Genomic DNA, 15,208 nt, shown 5'->3' on the forward strand with positions numbered 1-15,208 from the left:
TTTAATTATCATCCGCTAAACACCGCAAATGCCCATGCCGCACGCCGCGTTGGGCAATCACCTCGTCGGCAAAATGCTGTACTTCGTCCATGTTGCCTTTCAGCACCGCGATCTCCAGACAGTCATCATGATTGATGTGGACATGTAACGTGGCGACCGAAAGATCGTGATGCTGATGCGAAGAGGCGACCAGCCGGCTCGCCAGTTCGCGTTTTTCATGCTCATACACGTACGACAGGACCGCATAGCCGCGCTGCGCCGCCTGCTGTAGCGGATTGTGGTGGAGCGCGTCACGCAGAATATCGCGCACCGCTTCCGAGCGGTTGTGGTAGCCGCGGTGGGCGCTGTGCGCGTCGAGCGCGGTCAGCAGGTCATCATCCAGAGTCAGGGTTACGCGCTGCATGGCATGGCCTCGTTAAGCAGAGTGTTGGGAAAGGGCGGGAGCACCGCGCGCTGTAGCGCCTGTCCGGCAGCGGATGTAAGGCGCAGCGGCAGACTAACCGTTGCCGTTTCAACGATGCGTCCGCTATCCATCACCAGCACCCGCTGGCAAAAACGCTCCACCAGCCGCAGGTCGTGGGTGATAAACAGGCAGGCGGTGGCGAACTGCGCCTGCAGGCGTTTGAGCAGGGCGATAATTTCCGCCTGAAGCATTAGATCGAGATTCGATACCGCTTCGTCGAGAATTAATAGCTGCGGACGGACCACCAGCGCCCGCGCCAGGCACACGCGCTGCAGCTGTCCGCCGCTGAGCTGCGCCGGACGCTTGTCGAGCAGCGCCGGGGCGAGATCAACCGCAAGCAATATCTCCTCCACCCGCTGCGTACGCTCATCGCGCGATAAACTAAACAGGTGCCGCAGCGGCTCGCTGATAATCTCGCGTACCGTTTTGCGCGGATTCACCGCGCTAATGGCATCCTGAAACACCAGCTGAATATCGCGGCGAAAGGCGCCGGTCGCTTCCCCCTTCAGGGAGGTCAACGACGCGCCGCGCCAGGCGACATCGCCATACCGCGGCGTTTCGAGACCTACCAGCATCCGCGCCAGGGTACTTTTGCCGCAGCCGCTGCGCCCGAGCAGCGCCACCGTTTCACCGGGGGCGATGTCGAACTGGATATCGCGCAATACCCGGCCATGATGGGGGTAATCGTGGCTCACTGCGTTTACGCTGAGTAAATTCATGGTGTTTTCTCCAGACCATACAGCGCCAGATGGGCGGCCAGCAGGCGCTGGCTGAGCGGGTGCTGTGGGGCGCTAAATAGCGTGTTGACGTCGCAGCGTTCAACGAGACGGCCGTTTTCCATCACCGCCACGTCATGCGCCAGACGGGCGACAACGCCCATATCATGCGTCACCAGCAGCAGCCCCTGCCCGCGGTTGGCGACGATATCCGCCAGCAGGTCGAGAATGCGCGCTTGGGCAACGGCATCAAGGTCGGTGGTCGGCTCGTCGGCGATAATAAACGGCGCGCGGCTGAGCAGGGCCAGGGCCACCATCATCCGCTGCAGCATGCCGCCGCTCATCTCGAAGGGGTAGCGCTTAAGTAGCGAGAGCGGATTTTCCAGCCCCACTTCTTCCATCGTCGCCAGCAGGGCGGCGTTATTGACTTCGTAACCCGCCGCCCGGCAGGTTTCCCGCGCGTGCGCCGCCATGGTATGTAGCGGATTAAAGGCGCTGCGCGGATTTTGCATAATGGTGGCGATGATCGAGCCGCGCAGCTGTTCACCATACACCGGGATACCATCGAGCAGCACCCGGCCCGCGATTTGCCTGACGCCAGGCGGTAAAATACCGAGCGTGGCGGCGCAGGTCAGTGATTTACCGCTGCCGCTACTGCCGAGCAGCGCCAGAACCTGACCGCGGCGCAGGGTAAGGGAAACGTCGCTGACCAGCAGACGGTCGGCGACGAGCGAAAGTTGTTCCAGTTGGATCTTTTGCGGCATCAGTGGTTATGCTCCGCGATCAGCTGAGGATCGAGACGATCGCGCAGCGCGTCGCCTACCAGGTTAAAAGCCATCACGCTGATAAACAGCGCCAGCCCGGGCCAGACCATTTGCAGCGGCTGCGTCCAGATATACTGACGGGCGTCGTTGATCATCACCCCCCATTCCGCCGTCGGCGCGCTGACGCCGAGGCCGAGGAACGACATACCGGCCACGTGCAGCATCATATGACCGATATCCAGCGAGGCGAGCACCAGTAGCGAAGGGATCACCGCGCCGGCCAGATGGTCACGGAACAAGGGCCAATGTCCCGCGCCGCTCAGGCGCGCGGCGAGAATAAACTCGCGCTGGCGCAGAGAGACCACCAGGTTACGCACCATCCTTGCGTACCAGGCCCAGTGCGACAGCGCAATGGCGATAATCACGTTGCTAAGACCGGTACCGAGTACGCCGACCATAAAGAACGACAGTATTGAGGTTGGGAAGGTCATAAATAGTTCGGCCAGGCGCATCAGGCCGCGATCGACGCGGCCGCCCACCATCCCGGCGCTGCCGCCCACCGTAAGGCCTATCAGCAGCACCAGCAGCAGGCAGGCCATCACCGCGCCCAGCGAGACGCGGGTGGCGGCGAAAAGGCGCGAGAAAATATCCCGGCCGAGATGATCGGTGCCGAGCCAGTGGGCGTCACCTGGAGAGAGCAGACGTTGATGGAGATCGATGGCCGCCGGGTCATAGGGCAGCCACCAGCCGCTGCTCATGGCGATTGCCGCCAGCAGCGCAATAATGAGTAGCGCCAGTTTTACCGGCCAGCGGAAGGTTGCGAACAGCGTCATACGGTAGCCTCCTCATGGCGACGCAGGCGCGGATCGAGCGCGGCGTTAAGCAGGTCGACCGCCAGATTGGCCAGCACGAACACCGCCACCATCATCAGGGTGAAGCACTGGATCACCGGGTAGTCGCGATTGAAAATCGCGGAAACCGCATAGCGACCGACGCCGGGCCAGGCGAAGATATTTTCGATGATCATCGTGCCGCCAATCAGCTCGCCGATGTGCATACCCAGCGCCGTCACTACCGGCAATGTCGCGTTACGCAGCACGTGTCGCCGCTCCACCTGACTTTCGCTCAGCCCGCGCAGACGCGCCCAGACCACGTGGCGCTGGCTGGACACTTCCAGCATGCTGGCGCGCAGCAGACGGGCATTGATCGCCAGCGACATCAGGGCGATGGAAAACGCCGGCAGCAGCAGATGTCGCCAGCCGCCGTAGCCCATTGCCGGCAGCCAGCGCAGATGGACGGAAAAGAGCATCACCAGCAAAAAGGCCAGCCAGAAGTTGGGCATTGAGACGCCGAGGAAGGCAATCAATCGTACGGCGAAATCGGGTAAGCGGTCGCGATGGCGCGCGGCCCAGATCCCCAGCGGCAGCGAGGTCAGCAGAATAATCACCAGCGCCGCGCCGGTGAGCTGTAGCGTCGCGGGCAAAAAATGCAGCAGGTCGTCCAGCACCGGGCGCTGGCTGGCGTAGGAGACGCCAAAATCGAGATGCAGCGCGCGCCACAGCCAGTGTAGATACTGTAGCGCCAGCGGCTGATTGAGCCCGAGCTGCTCGCGGGTAGCGGCAATCATTTCGCTGGTGGGCGGCACGTTAGAAAGGCGCAAATAGTCCAGCGCCGGGTCGCCGGCGCCAAGACGTAACAACAGGAAGATGATCGCCGAGGCGGCAAGCAGCATCAGCGGCAGCGGTAGCAGGCGGCGAAGGAGATATTTCAACATCATGGTGTCACCGGCGTAATGAGTTCTAACGGCAGATCGGTGGTCACCGGCGCGAAGGGCACTTCGCCCAGCGTTTTGCGGGCGACGGACATCAGCGAGACGTAGCTTATCGGCAGATAGACCGCTTCGTTGTGCAGACGGGTGAGGATATCGCGATACAGTTCGCGACGGCGGCCTTCGTCGGTGGTAGTCAGTACCTCTCCTATCTCTTGATCAATCACTGCTTTATCCGGCAGGCCGCGCTGCGCCTGATAGTCGGCGTGCGAAGCGACGCGCATTGAGCTCATAAACGCGTGCGGGTCGAAGGGCGCGCCCCAGGTATGGTTGAAGATCATCGTGAAGCGGCCATCGTGCTGGCGGGCATAGATACTGCTCTCCTCTTCGCCGACCAGCCCGACATCGATACCTACCTGGCGCAGGTCGGCCTGGATAATTTCCGCCATCGACTTAGCCAGCGCATCGGTGCCGATAAAAGCCAGTTCAAGTCGCAACGGGCGCCCGTCTTTTTCACGAATATCCTTGCCGGATATTCGTTTCCAGCCAGCACTTTCCAGTAGCGTTCGGGCTTTATCTGGATTGAAGCGGCGCGGCGGCAGATCATCCGGCGCGTAAGGTACCGACGGTGCGAAAAGCGCGTCGGCGACCTGCTGAGTGCCGTACAGCACGCCGTCAATGAGCGCCTGTTTATTGACGGCATAGTTAAGCGCCTTGCGTACCGCCAGTTCATTCGTTGGCGCTTGCAGCGTATTGAGCGCCAGCATCACGGTTTGCGACGGGGCGGAAAGACGCGTGCGGTACTCGTCCTGCTGGCGAAAACGGGCGAACGTATCCAGCGGCAGTAGCCCTTCATCGCCGTATAGCAGATCAACTTCACCGGTTTCAAAGGCGACCGCCCGGCTGGTGGCATCGGGGATCACTTTCACGGTGACTTTCTCAAGCGCCGGTTTTTTGCCCCAGTAGCGCGGGTTGCGTACCAGTACATCCTGCTGATTAAGCTGCGAGCTGGCCAGCATCCACGGACCGGTGCCGATGGGCGCCTTGATGCCTCGCTGCGTACTACCGTCAACAAACTGCGAGGGGGCGATAAAACGAAACGGGCGGGGAAGGGCGAGTTCCTGTAGGAACGGGTAGTAGGCGCTTTTCAGGGTGATTTGTAGTTCGTTATCGCTGAGCGCTTGAACGTCCGTTATTTGATTGGTCAACTCCAGCCAGGCGTGCCGCTGGCGGTTTGCCAGCACCGCCTGAAAATTGGCCACCGCGGCCTGGGCGTTAAACGGTTCGCCGTTGGAGAAGTAGACATCATCACGCAGGGTGAAACGCCAGATTTTACCATCGGCTGAGTGGATCCAGCGGGTAGCCAGCCAGGGGGTAACCCGGCCATTAGCCTGATATTTGACTAGCGGCTCATACACCATACTTTGGGCGAACATTTGGTTCGGCGTATACAGATGTGGATTAAGAGGACCGACGTTAACCGGCCAGGCGATGGCGATTTCATGCATGGCGGCGGGCGCGAGCAGAGGAATGCAGGCGCAGAGCGCCAGCAAGGTGGTGCGGAAAATAGACAAGGTTTACATCCAGAAGGAACGAAAAGTATGACGATTTTAATAATTTGTCATACTTAAGGAGTAACCTGGATCAATATGTTGGGAGAAAACCATAACAAAATCATATGTAGCATATGATTACGATTGTCTGAACAAATCCAGCAGGGTGGTGACCTGTTCATCGAGCGGAGCCAGGTCCCGCTTCACTATCAAATGCAGCGGCGTGGCGCGGCGGGCGCCATGGCTCAGCGGCAGCGCTTTCAGCACGCCCTGTTCCAGGTGTGCGCGGATTCGCTCCTCAGGTAACCAGCCGAATCCCACCTGATACAGCACCGCATCTATAGCGGCATCAATAGTAGAAAAGGTCCAGGCATCGCGCGTGGATGAGGCATCGCCGCTACGGTCGGCAATGCGGATCAGCGGCCAGGGAGCCAGCGCGTTGTCGTCCAGCAATTCATCCGATTGCGATAGCGGATGGTCGCGATGGGCGACCGCGATAAAGTCGATATTCATCAGCCATTCACCGCGCCCGGTAATATCCTGGCGACGGGTTAAGACCATCACGTCGGCCTCGCTGCGGGCGGCGCTTGCCTCATCGACGTTTTCCAGCACTTCGGTCAGCCGAACCTGAGTTTGCGGGTAGCGTTGCTGAAACTGACGCAGAATGGCGAACAGCCGCTGGCGGGGAAAAATGCTGTCGACGACCAGATCCAGCCGGGTGCGCGCGCCGTTGCGCAGCGTCGCGGCGTGGGTCTCAACCCACGAAAAGGCCTTCAGTAGCGGTTTCACCTGATTGAGCAACAGTTCGCCAGCGGGCGTCAGCACCGCCCGCCGCCCGGACGGCGCCAGCAGCGCCACTCCTAAACGTTCCTGCAGCAGCGCCAGGTTATAGCTCACCGAAGACTGGCTGCGGTTGGTCTCTTCCGCGGCTTTGGCAAAGCTGCCCAGCTCAATCACCTTTTCCAATAGCGCCCATTGTTCCAGCGTGGTCTTGTGCATAATTCATCTAAAAATTAGATTATTTTCATCCAAACATAGCGTTATTCATTCAATTTTTAAAGCCGTATTCTTACCTCAACGAAACAGAGGAGAATAAATAATGAGCACTTTCGATAAACATGACCTCAGCGGCTTTATCGGTAAACATCTGGTTTATACCTACGACAACGGCTGGAACTACGAAATTTACGTTAAAAATGGCACCACCCTGGATTATCGTATTCACAGCGGCATCGTTGCCAACCGGTGGGTGAAAGACCAGCATGCGTACATCGTGCGGGTAGGCGAAAGCATTTATAAAATTTCCTGGACCGAACCAACCGGTACCGACGTCAGCCTGATCGTCAACCTGGGCGACAAACTGTTCCACGGCACCATTTTCTTCCCCCGCTGGATCATGAATAACCCGGAAAAAACCGTCTGCTTCCAGAACGATCATATTCCGTTAATGAACGCCTATCGTGACGCCGGCCCGGCCTACCCGACCGAAGTGATTGATGAATTCGCGACTATTACCTTTGTTCGCGATTGCGGCGCGGATAATAACGAAGTTATTAATTGCCCTGCTAATGAATTACCTGCTGATTTTCCTGCAAATTTGTAATACAGCAGAAATAATTCTGTGATCTAACGCTAATTTTTACCGATAGATTAAAACGTAAATAAATATTTATTGCGGGCTGGTTGACGATTCGTTTACTTTTACCCGTTAAGCCCCAGTTTTCTCTATGAAACTGGGGCTTTTTACTACTAATTCCTGCCATAAGAAAATACTATCCATCTGATTCTCAATGAGATATTACTATTCTCGCGAAAAATATTAATTTCTTAATATTATCCTAAGCAACAGCGACTAGATTTATAACCGTCGAAATACCCTGGAATGAAATGTGGCGGTGAACCGACTTCATTTTCATTTTGTTTAAGTCCGCTGGCGCAGGATATTTCTTTCTACCGACCCCCTTTTTTAGTGGGTTATTAATAGAACAGGAAAAAGATGAGCGAATTTCTGCCGTTTTCGCGCCCGTCGATGGGCGACGCAGAGCTGGCTGCGCTGCGTGAAGTTTTGCAATCAGGATGGATTACTACCGGTCCTAAAAACCAGGCGCTGGAAGAAGCATTTTGCCAACTGACCGGCAACCGCCACGCTATCGCCGTCAGCTCCGCCACCGGCGGTATGCACGTCACGCTAATGGCGATGGGCATTGGCCCTGGCGACGAAGTGATCACCCCTTCGCAAACCTGGGTGTCGACGTTGAATATGATCTGTCTGCTGGGCGCTACGCCGGTGATGATTGATGTCGATCACGACAATCTGATGATTACCCCTGAGGCGGTGGAAGCGGCGATCACCTCGCGGACGAAAGCGATTATTCCCGTCCACTACGCGGGCGCGCCTGCGGATATCGATGCGATCCGCGCCGTTGGCGAGCGCCACGGTATTCCGGTTATCGAAGATGCCGCGCATGCCGCGGGAACGCACTATAAGGGCCGCCATGTCGGCTGGCGCGGCACCGCGATTTTTTCGTTCCACGCGATCAAAAATATGACCTGTGCCGAAGGGGGGCTTATCGTCACCGATGATGACGAGCTGGCTTCCCGCATCCGCAGCCTCAAATTCCACGGCCTGGGCGTTGACGCCTACGACCGCCAGACCCACGGCCGCGCGCCGCAGGCGGAAGTGATTACACCCGGCTTCAAATACAATCTGGCCGATATCAACGCCGCGTTGGCGCTGGTGCAGTTGGATAAGCTTGCGCAGGCGAATCAACGTCGCGCTGCAATCGCCCAGCGCTACCTGCGCGAGCTGGCGGATACCCCGTTTAAGCCGCTGACCGTTCCGGCATGGGATCACCAGCACGCCTGGCACCTGTTTATTATCCGCGTTGATGAAGCGGCCTGCGGCATCAGCCGCGATGCCCTGATGGAAAAACTCAAAGCCATGGGCATAGGCACCGGTCTGCACTTCCGCGCGGCCCATACGCAAAAGTATTACCGCGAGCGTTTTCCTGAAGTTTCGTTACCGAATACCGAATGGAACAGCGCGCGCATTTGTTCCATCCCGCTGTTCCCGGATATGACCGACGACGATGTCACCCGCGTCATTACCGCGCTGCATCAGTTGTCAGGACGTTGATATGCTTACTTATCCTCCCGTAAAAAAAGTCTCGGTGGTTATCCCGGTTTATAACGAACAGGATAGTCTGCCGGAGCTGCTGCGTCGTACCGACGCCGCCTGTGCGACGCTAGGGCGCCAATATGAAATTCTGCTGATCGACGACGGCAGCAGCGACGATTCCGCGCGCATGCTGACCGAGGCCGCCGAAGCCGAAGGCAGCCACGTGGTGGCGGTGCTGTTGAACCGTAACTACGGCCAGCACTCGGCGATTATGGCCGGTTTCAGCCATGTCACCGGCGATCTGATCATCACCCTTGATGCCGACCTGCAAAACCCGCCGGAAGAGATCCCGCGGCTGGTGGAAAAAGCCGATGAAGGCTACGACGTGGTCGGTACCGTACGTCAGAACCGTCAGGACAGCATCTTCCGTAAATCTGCCTCGAAGATGATTAACCGCCTGATTCAGCGAACCACCGGTAAAGCCATGGGTGATTACGGCTGCATGTTGCGCGCCTATCGCCGCCATATCATTGACGCCATGCTCAACTGCCATGAGCGCAGCACCTTTATCCCGATTCTGGCGAATACTTTCGCCCGCCGGGCGGTCGAGATCCCGGTGATGCACGCCGAGCGCGAATTCGGCGACTCCAAATACAGCTTCATGCGTCTGATTAACCTGATGTATGACCTGGTGACCTGTCTGACCACCACCCCGCTGCGTTTACTGAGCATATTTGGCAGCGTGATAGCCCTGTTGGGCTTCGCCTTCGGCCTGCTGTTGGTGGTGCTGCGTCTGGCTTTCGGTCCGCAGTGGGCGGCTGACGGGGTGTTCATGCTCTTCGCCGTGCTGTTCATGTTCATCGGCGCTCAGTTTGTCGGTATGGGCCTGCTCGGGGAGTATATCGGCCGCATCTATAACGATGTTCGCGCCCGTCCCCGTTACTTTATTCAACGTGTTGTTCGTCAGCCGGAAACGGCGTCTCAAGAGGAAGATCGTTCATGAAAGCAGTAGTCTTCGCTTATCACGATATGGGTTGCGCAGGTATTCAGTCACTGCTGGATGCCGGTTATGAAATCGCCGCTATTTTTACCCATCCGGATAACCCTGGCGAAAACCATTTCTTTGGTTCCGTTGCCCGTATTGCCGCCGAGCAAGGTATCCCGGTATGGGCGCCGGAAGATGTCAACCATCCGCTGTGGATTGAACGTATTCGCGAGATGAAGCCGGATGTGCTGTTCTCGTTCTACTACCGCAACCTGCTGTGCGATGAGATCCTGAATATCGCGCCGAAGGGGGCTTTCAACCTGCATGGTTCTCTGCTGCCGAAATACCGCGGTCGCGCGCCGCTGAACTGGGTGCTGGTCAACGGCGAAAGTGAAACCGGCGTGACCCTGCACCGAATGGTTAACCGCGCCGACGCGGGCGATATCGTCGCTCAACAAGCTGTGGCTATCGGCCCGGATGAAGCGGCGCTGGCGCTGCACCGTAAACTGTGCGCCGCCGCCTCCGATCTGCTGGGCCAGGCGCTGCCGGCTATTCGTGAGGGTAAGACTCAGGAACGCGCGCAGGACCACAGCCAGGCGACCTACGTGGGTCGTCGTACTCCGGAAGACGGGCGTCTCGATTGGGACAAACCGGCGCAGACTCTGCATAATCTGGTGCGCGCGGTGTCCGATCCGTGGCCGGGCGCCTTCGCCTATGCCGGCGCGAATAAATTTATCGTCTGGAAATCCCGCGTGCGCGCCGACCTGCCAGCAGCCAAGCCCGGCACCGTGATCTCTGTCGCGCCGCTGGTAGTGGCCTGTCAGCAGGGGGCGCTGGAAATCGTCACCGGCCAGACCGAACGCGGCGTTTATATGCAGGGAACCCAACTGGCGCAGGCGCTGGGGCTGGTGACCAGCGCGGTACTAAGCAGCAAACCGGTGGTGGCGATTAAGCGCCGTACCCGCGTGCTGATCCTCGGCGTCAACGGCTTTATCGGTAACCATCTGACCGAACGTCTGTTGCAGGACGACAACTATGAGATTTACGGCCTGGATATCGGCTCTGACGCCATCAGCCGTTTCCTCGATAACCCGCGTTTCCACTTCGTGGAAGGCGATATCAGCATTCACTCCGAGTGGATCGAATACCACATTAAGAAGTGCGATGTGGTACTGCCGCTGGTCGCGATCGCTACGCCTATCGAATACACCCGTAACCCGCTGCGCGTGTTCGAGCTGGATTTCGAAGAGAACCTGAAGATTATCCGCGACTGCGTGAAATACAATAAGCGCATCATTTTCCCGTCGACCTCGGAAGTGTACGGCATGTGCACCGACAAAAACTTCGACGAAGATACCTCCAACCTGGTGGTCGGGCCGATCAACAAACAGCGTTGGATCTACTCGGTTTCTAAACAGCTGCTGGACCGCGTGATCTGGGCCTATGGCGATAAGAACGGCCTCAAATTCACCTTGTTCCGTCCGTTCAACTGGATGGGACCGCGTCTGGATAACCTTAATGCCGCGCGTATCGGTAGCTCCCGCGCCATCACTCAGCTGATCCTCAATCTGGTGGAAGGTTCGCCGATTAAGCTTATCGAAGGCGGTAAGCAGAAGCGCTGCTTCACCGATATCAGCGACGGTATCGAAGCGCTGTTCCGCATCATTGAGAACAAAGACGGTCGCTGCGATGGACAGATAATCAACATCGGTAACCCGGAAAACGAAGCGAGCATCAAAGAGCTGGCGGAAATGCTGCTTGCCTGCTTCGAGCGCCACCCGCTGCGCGATCGCTTCCCGCCGTTCGCCGGTTTCCGTGAAGTGGAAAGCAGCGATTACTACGGTAAAGGCTACCAGGACGTTGAGCATCGTAAGCCGAGCATTCGTAACGCAAAACGTTGCCTGAACTGGGAACCGACCGTCGAGATGGAGGAGACCGTTGAGCACACTCTGGACTTCTTCCTGCGCACCGTTGAGCTCACGGACGATAAAAACTCATGAAACAAGTCGGCTTACGCATAGATGTCGATACCTTTCGCGGGACGCGTGATGGCGTACCGCGGCTGCTGGCCCTACTGGGCAAGCATGGAATTCAGGCAAGCTTCTTTTTCAGCGTCGGGCCGGACAATATGGGGCGCCATTTATGGCGCCTGGTAAAACCGAAGTTTCTGTGGAAAATGCTGCGCTCTAACGCGGCGTCGCTGTACGGCTGGGATATTCTGCTGGCCGGTACCGCGTGGCCGGGGCGCAGGATTGGCGCGGGTAACGAAGAGGTTATTCGCGCCGCCGCGCAGATCCATGAAGTGGGCCTGCATGCCTGGGACCACTACAGCTGGCAGGCATGGAGCGGCGTGTGGCCGCAGGAACGTCTGACGCTGGAAGTGGAACGCGGTCTGCTCGAACTGGAACGCATTATCGGTCGCCCGGTGACCTGCTCAGCCGTCGCCGGCTGGCGCGCCGACCAGCGGGTGGTGAAAGCGAAAGAATCCTTCGATTTCCTCTACAACAGCGATTGTCGCGGCACGCGGCCATTCCTGCCGCAGCTTGGCGGCGGGGCCTCCGGCACCGTACAAATCCCGGTGACGCTTCCCACCTGGGATGAAGTGGTCGGTAGCGCCGTCGATATCGCCGGCTTTAACCGCTATCTGCTGGACTGCATCCATCGCGACAAGGGAACGCCGGTCTATACCATCCACGCCGAAGTGGAAGGCATTGCCTACGCCGACCAGTTCGATGCGCTGCTGACCATGGCGGAGGAAGAAGAAATACAATTTTGCCCACTGAGCCAGCTGTTGCCCGCTGACTTTAGCGAGCTGCCGTCAGGCAAAGTGGTCCGTGGTGAACTGGCTGGCCGGGAAGGTTGGCTTGGACGTGAACAATTACTGGGCTCGGGTGTATGAAAAGCATTCGTTATGGCGTCTCTCTGGTTGTGCTCTTTGCGCTGTATTACTTATTGCCGCTGAATTTCCGTTTGCTGTGGCAGCCTGATGAAACCCGTTATGCCGAGATCAGCCGTGAAATGCTGGCTTCCGGCGACTGGGTTGTGCCGCATCTGCTGGGTTTGCGTTACTTTGAAAAGCCAATTGCCGGTTACTGGATTAACAGTATCGGCCAGTGGTTATTCGGCCATAATAACTTCGGCGTGCGTTTCGGTGCGGTTTTCGCCATTACCGTCAGCGCGTTGCTGGTGGCGTGGCTGGCGTGGCGTATTTTCCGCGATAAACGCGTGGCGATCCTGTCGCCGGTTATCTTCCTCACCGCGATGCTGGTCTACGCGATTGGCACCTATGCGGTGCTGGATCCGATGATCACCATGTGGCTGGCGCTGGCGATGTGCAGCTTCTGGGGTGCCTCCCAGGCGCAGAGCCGCGGCGGGAAGTTGTTGGGTTATATCGTACTGGGCTTCGCCTGCGGGATGGGGGTGATGACCAAGGGCTTCCTGGCGCTGGCGGTGCCGGTAGTTGGCGTGCTGCCGTGGGTGATTGCGCGTAAGCGCTGGCGCGAAGTGCTAACCTACGGTTGGCTGGCGGTGGTGGTCTGTACGTTGGTGGTGCTGCCGTGGGGATTGGCTATCGCTAATCGCGAACCGGATTTCTGGCGCTATTTCTTCTGGGTCGAACATATTCAGCGTTTCGCCGAGAAAGACGCCCAGCATAAAGCGCCGTTCTGGTACTACATTCCGTTCCTGATAGCCGGAAGCCTGCCGTGGCTGGCGCTGCTGCCAGGCGCGCTCAAGCGCGGCTGGGTCGAACGCGATGATGCCCGCGGCGCACTGTATCTGTTAGGCTGGGTGGCGATGCCGTTCCTGTTCTTCAGCATCGCCAAAGGAAAACTGCCGACCTACATTCTGCCGTGTTTTATGCCGCTGTCGATTCTGATGGCCCGCTACGCACTGGATGCCGCGAAGGCGGGGGCGAAAGCGTTGCGCATTAACGGCATGATCAACCTCGGTTTTGGTCTGATCGGCCTGGTCGCGGTGCTGGTGGTCTCACCGTGGGGCGTCATGCATAAACCGGTGTGGACGAAGATCGAGTTGTATAAATGTCTGCTGGCGGCGATCGCCTTTGCCGTATGGGCGCTAATGGGCTGGTTGGCAATCAAGGACAACGGTCGTCGCTGGACGCTGGCCGCCATCTGCCCGCTGGGGCTGGCGCTGCTGGTGGGCTTCGCTATTCCGGACCGGGTTATTGACAGCAAACAGCCGCAGTTCCTGGTGGATATCGTGAGTGAATCGCTGGCGCCAAGCCGCTATGTACTGACCAACAGCGTCGGTATCGGCGCGGGGCTGGCGTGGGAGCTCAAGCGTGACGATATCATCCTGTATGACAAGCAGGGGGAGCTAAAATATGGCCTCGGCTGGCCGGATGCGGAGAGCAAATTCCTGGCGACTCACGAATTTGCTGATTGGCTGGTGGCGCACCGCCAGCAGGGACCCATCTCTCTGGTGCTGCTGATGGATAAAGGTGAAACGATGAACGAACTGGCGTTACCGAAACCTGATAACTCCTACGTGCTGGGGCGCGTGGTGTTTATTCAGTATCTGCCGCAATGAGTGTCTGGTTCTGTCTGGTACTCGCCAGCCTGCTTAGCTGCGCCGGTCAGCTGTGCCAGAAGCAGGCAACCCGGCCGTCCCGTAGCGGGCGGCGCGGGCGGCATATCCTGGTCTGGTTGGGATTAGCCCTGCTGGCGCTCGGCGGCGGTATGCTGCTGTGGCTGGGGGTACTGCAGGCAATCCCGGTCGGTATCGCTTATCCGATGCTGAGCCTCAATTTTGTCTGGGTGACGCTGGCGGCATGGGGCATCTGGCGCGAGCCGGTCGCGCGCCGCCACTGGCTTGGCGTCGGGCTGATCGTAGTCGGTATCGCCGTTCTGGGGAGTAGCGTCTGATGGGCTTAATCTGGGCGTTATTGAGCGTTGGCCTGGTCAGCGGCGCACAGCTGCTGTTGCGCAGCGCGATGGTCGAGCTGCCGCCATTGACCGATATCCTGACCTTCCTCAATCATCTGCTGCATTTTCGTACTGGTACCTTCAGCCTGGGTTTCGGCCTGGTCGGCTATCTGCTGTCGATGGTCTGCTGGTATTTCGCGCTACACCGCTTACCGTTGGCCAAAGCTTACGCGCTGCTAAGCCTGAGCTATATTCTGGTGTGGGCCGCCGCCATCTGGCTGCCCGGCTGGCATGAACCGTTTTACTGGCAATCGCTGCTGGGCGTGCTGATTATTATCGCCGGCGTGCTGACTATCTTCTGGCCGGTCAAGCCGCGCCGTTAAAACATTGAATGTGCGCCGCCGTCAGCTTAAACGGCGTTGGCGTACAGACCGCAATACTTAACCCTTCATATTGAATCTGGCTCAATGACAGCGCGCCGTGAAAGGCGCTGTCCACAGAGGCCATCTGCCAGGCGCTGCCGCCGCGTTGTTTCACCAGCGCTTCTTTGCGCGTCCAGATACGCCAGAAGGTGGCTAACTGTCGCTTCGGCGGTTCACGCTCCAGTTCCTGGTGCTCGCCCTCGCTGAACAGGGCGTTAGCCAGCCGCTGCCAGCCGTTGCGCGGGCGAATCACTTCGATATCGCAGCCAACCTCGCCTTCATCGCTCAGCAGTAGGGCAATATGGTTGCCGCTGTGGCTAAGGTTAAACCACCGCTCGCAGCCGGGCGGGAAAGCCGGTTTACCCTGTTCGCCATACTGAATATCCATTAGCGGGGTAGTCGCATGCGCCAGCAGCGCGCGCCCGGCAAGCCAGCTGGCCCGCCGCGGACCGTCCGGCGCCTGCGCCATCAGCACAGGCGGCAACGGCAGGGCGCTAAGGGTTGAGATGTGGCCGAGGATAAGCTGATACATC

General features: G+C 58.4%; 16 protein-coding genes. 8 read left to right on the forward strand and 8 right to left on the reverse strand.

The window, feature by feature from the left end; genetic code table 11:
* Window position 1: 1 nt before the first annotated feature.
* From nikR to PGR79_RS13395, 7 genes are all read right to left on the reverse strand, one after another.
* Window positions 2-403 carry a nickel-responsive transcriptional regulator NikR gene (nikR, locus tag PGR79_RS13365; protein WP_087859011.1) on the reverse strand — a complete coding sequence of 134 codons (402 nt, stop codon included), beginning with the start codon at window positions 401-403 and terminating at the stop codon, window positions 2-4.
* On the reverse strand, window positions 391-1,182 hold the full coding sequence (gene nikE / locus PGR79_RS13370; protein ID WP_430921828.1) for a nickel import ATP-binding protein NikE: 792 nt from the start codon (window positions 1,180-1,182) through the stop codon (window positions 391-393). Before nikE ends, nikR begins: the two co-directional genes overlap by 13 nt.
* A complete protein-coding gene (locus tag PGR79_RS13375; protein WP_430921830.1) occupies window positions 1,179-1,943 on the reverse strand; it encodes a nickel import ATP-binding protein NikD in 765 nt (254 codons plus the stop codon). The genes nikE and PGR79_RS13375 overlap by 4 nt, the downstream gene beginning before the upstream one ends.
* Window positions 1,943-2,776 (reverse strand): nickel ABC transporter permease subunit NikC, encoded by an 834-nt coding sequence (gene nikC, locus PGR79_RS13380; RefSeq protein ID WP_430921832.1) that lies wholly within the window; start codon window positions 2,774-2,776, stop codon window positions 1,943-1,945. The genes PGR79_RS13375 and nikC overlap by 1 nt, the downstream gene beginning before the upstream one ends.
* Complete coding sequence (nikB, locus tag PGR79_RS13385; RefSeq protein WP_087859095.1) at window positions 2,773-3,717, reverse strand: nickel ABC transporter permease subunit NikB; 945 nt, start codon at window positions 3,715-3,717, stop codon at window positions 2,773-2,775. The genes nikC and nikB overlap by 4 nt, the downstream gene beginning before the upstream one ends.
* Complete coding sequence (gene nikA, locus PGR79_RS13390) at window positions 3,717-5,285, reverse strand: nickel ABC transporter substrate-binding protein (RefSeq protein ID WP_430921834.1); 1,569 nt, start codon at window positions 5,283-5,285, stop codon at window positions 3,717-3,719. The genes nikB and nikA overlap by 1 nt, the downstream gene beginning before the upstream one ends.
* 117 nt (window positions 5,286-5,402) lie before the next feature.
* A complete protein-coding gene (locus tag PGR79_RS13395; RefSeq protein ID WP_047047856.1) occupies window positions 5,403-6,263 on the reverse strand; it encodes a LysR family transcriptional regulator in 861 nt (286 codons plus the stop codon).
* Between the two features lie 97 nt (window positions 6,264-6,360).
* On the opposite strand from PGR79_RS13395, the gene PGR79_RS13400 reads away from it, so the two are divergent.
* From PGR79_RS13400 to arnF, 8 genes are all read left to right on the forward strand, one after another.
* On the forward strand, window positions 6,361-6,867 hold the full coding sequence (locus PGR79_RS13400) for a phenolic acid decarboxylase (protein ID WP_162750190.1): 507 nt from the start codon (window positions 6,361-6,363) through the stop codon (window positions 6,865-6,867).
* A gap of 393 nt (window positions 6,868-7,260) precedes the next feature.
* Window positions 7,261-8,400 (forward strand): UDP-4-amino-4-deoxy-L-arabinose aminotransferase, encoded by a 1,140-nt coding sequence (arnB, locus tag PGR79_RS13405; RefSeq protein ID WP_045397116.1) that lies wholly within the window; start codon window positions 7,261-7,263, stop codon window positions 8,398-8,400.
* Between the two features lies 1 nt (window position 8,401).
* Window positions 8,402-9,385 carry an undecaprenyl-phosphate 4-deoxy-4-formamido-L-arabinose transferase gene (gene arnC / locus PGR79_RS13410; protein ID WP_113373983.1) on the forward strand — a complete coding sequence of 328 codons (984 nt, stop codon included), beginning with the start codon at window positions 8,402-8,404 and terminating at the stop codon, window positions 9,383-9,385.
* Window positions 9,382-11,367, forward strand: coding sequence for a bifunctional UDP-4-amino-4-deoxy-L-arabinose formyltransferase/UDP-glucuronic acid oxidase ArnA (gene arnA / locus PGR79_RS13415; RefSeq protein WP_063447380.1), 1,986 nt, complete (start codon window positions 9,382-9,384; stop codon window positions 11,365-11,367). The genes arnC and arnA overlap by 4 nt, the downstream gene beginning before the upstream one ends.
* A complete protein-coding gene (gene arnD / locus PGR79_RS13420) occupies window positions 11,364-12,266 on the forward strand; it encodes a 4-deoxy-4-formamido-L-arabinose-phosphoundecaprenol deformylase (protein WP_087859018.1) in 903 nt (300 codons plus the stop codon). The genes arnA and arnD overlap by 4 nt, the downstream gene beginning before the upstream one ends.
* Entirely contained in the window at window positions 12,263-13,918 is a 1,656-nt protein-coding gene (gene arnT, locus PGR79_RS13425; RefSeq protein WP_430921836.1) for a lipid IV(A) 4-amino-4-deoxy-L-arabinosyltransferase, read from the forward strand. The genes arnD and arnT overlap by 4 nt, the downstream gene beginning before the upstream one ends.
* Window positions 13,915-14,253, forward strand: coding sequence for a 4-amino-4-deoxy-L-arabinose-phosphoundecaprenol flippase subunit ArnE (gene arnE, locus PGR79_RS13430; protein ID WP_045397101.1), 339 nt, complete (start codon window positions 13,915-13,917; stop codon window positions 14,251-14,253). The genes arnT and arnE overlap by 4 nt, the downstream gene beginning before the upstream one ends.
* Entirely contained in the window at window positions 14,253-14,636 is a 384-nt protein-coding gene (gene arnF, locus PGR79_RS13435; RefSeq protein WP_045397099.1) for a 4-amino-4-deoxy-L-arabinose-phosphoundecaprenol flippase subunit ArnF, read from the forward strand. Before arnE ends, arnF begins: the two co-directional genes overlap by 1 nt.
* Here arnF and acpT read toward each other — a convergent pair.
* Window positions 14,620-15,207 (reverse strand): 4'-phosphopantetheinyl transferase AcpT, encoded by a 588-nt coding sequence (gene acpT / locus PGR79_RS13440; protein WP_113373981.1) that lies wholly within the window; start codon window positions 15,205-15,207, stop codon window positions 14,620-14,622. The two genes, arnF and acpT, sit on opposite strands and share 17 nt — an antisense overlap.
* Between the last annotated feature and the right edge of the window lies 1 nt (window position 15,208).

Origin of the sequence: Klebsiella sp. 141161, assembly GCF_050600815.1 — a bacterium.
Classification (GTDB): Bacteria; Pseudomonadota; Gammaproteobacteria; order Enterobacterales; family Enterobacteriaceae; genus Klebsiella; species Klebsiella aerogenes.

Bases quoted from the DNA above. Each gene is read 5' to 3' on its own strand.
- nikR (WP_087859011.1), bottom strand. From the start codon at position 403: ATGCAGCGCGTAACCCTGACTCTGGATGATGACCTGCTGACCGCGCTC.
- nikE (WP_430921828.1), bottom strand. From the start codon at position 1,182: ATGAATTTACTCAGCGTAAACGCAGTGAGCCACGATTACCCCCATCAT.
- PGR79_RS13375 (WP_430921830.1), bottom strand. From the start codon at position 1,943: ATGCCGCAAAAGATCCAACTGGAACAACTTTCGCTCGTCGCCGACCGT.
- nikC (WP_430921832.1), bottom strand. From the start codon at position 2,776: ATGACGCTGTTCGCAACCTTCCGCTGGCCGGTAAAACTGGCGCTACTC.
- nikB (WP_087859095.1), bottom strand. From the start codon at position 3,717: ATGTTGAAATATCTCCTTCGCCGCCTGCTACCGCTGCCGCTGATGCTG.
- PGR79_RS13395 (WP_047047856.1), bottom strand. From the start codon at position 6,263: ATGCACAAGACCACGCTGGAACAATGGGCGCTATTGGAAAAGGTGATT.
- arnB (WP_045397116.1), top strand. From the start codon at position 7,261: ATGAGCGAATTTCTGCCGTTTTCGCGCCCGTCGATGGGCGACGCAGAG.
- arnC (WP_113373983.1), top strand. From the start codon at position 8,402: ATGCTTACTTATCCTCCCGTAAAAAAAGTCTCGGTGGTTATCCCGGTT.
- arnA (WP_063447380.1), top strand. From the start codon at position 9,382: ATGAAAGCAGTAGTCTTCGCTTATCACGATATGGGTTGCGCAGGTATT.
- arnD (WP_087859018.1), top strand. From the start codon at position 11,364: ATGAAACAAGTCGGCTTACGCATAGATGTCGATACCTTTCGCGGGACG.
- arnT (WP_430921836.1), top strand. From the start codon at position 12,263: ATGAAAAGCATTCGTTATGGCGTCTCTCTGGTTGTGCTCTTTGCGCTG.
- arnE (WP_045397101.1), top strand. From the start codon at position 13,915: ATGAGTGTCTGGTTCTGTCTGGTACTCGCCAGCCTGCTTAGCTGCGCC.
- arnF (WP_045397099.1), top strand. From the start codon at position 14,253: ATGGGCTTAATCTGGGCGTTATTGAGCGTTGGCCTGGTCAGCGGCGCA.
- acpT (WP_113373981.1), bottom strand. From the start codon at position 15,207: ATGTATCAGCTTATCCTCGGCCACATCTCAACCCTTAGCGCCCTGCCG.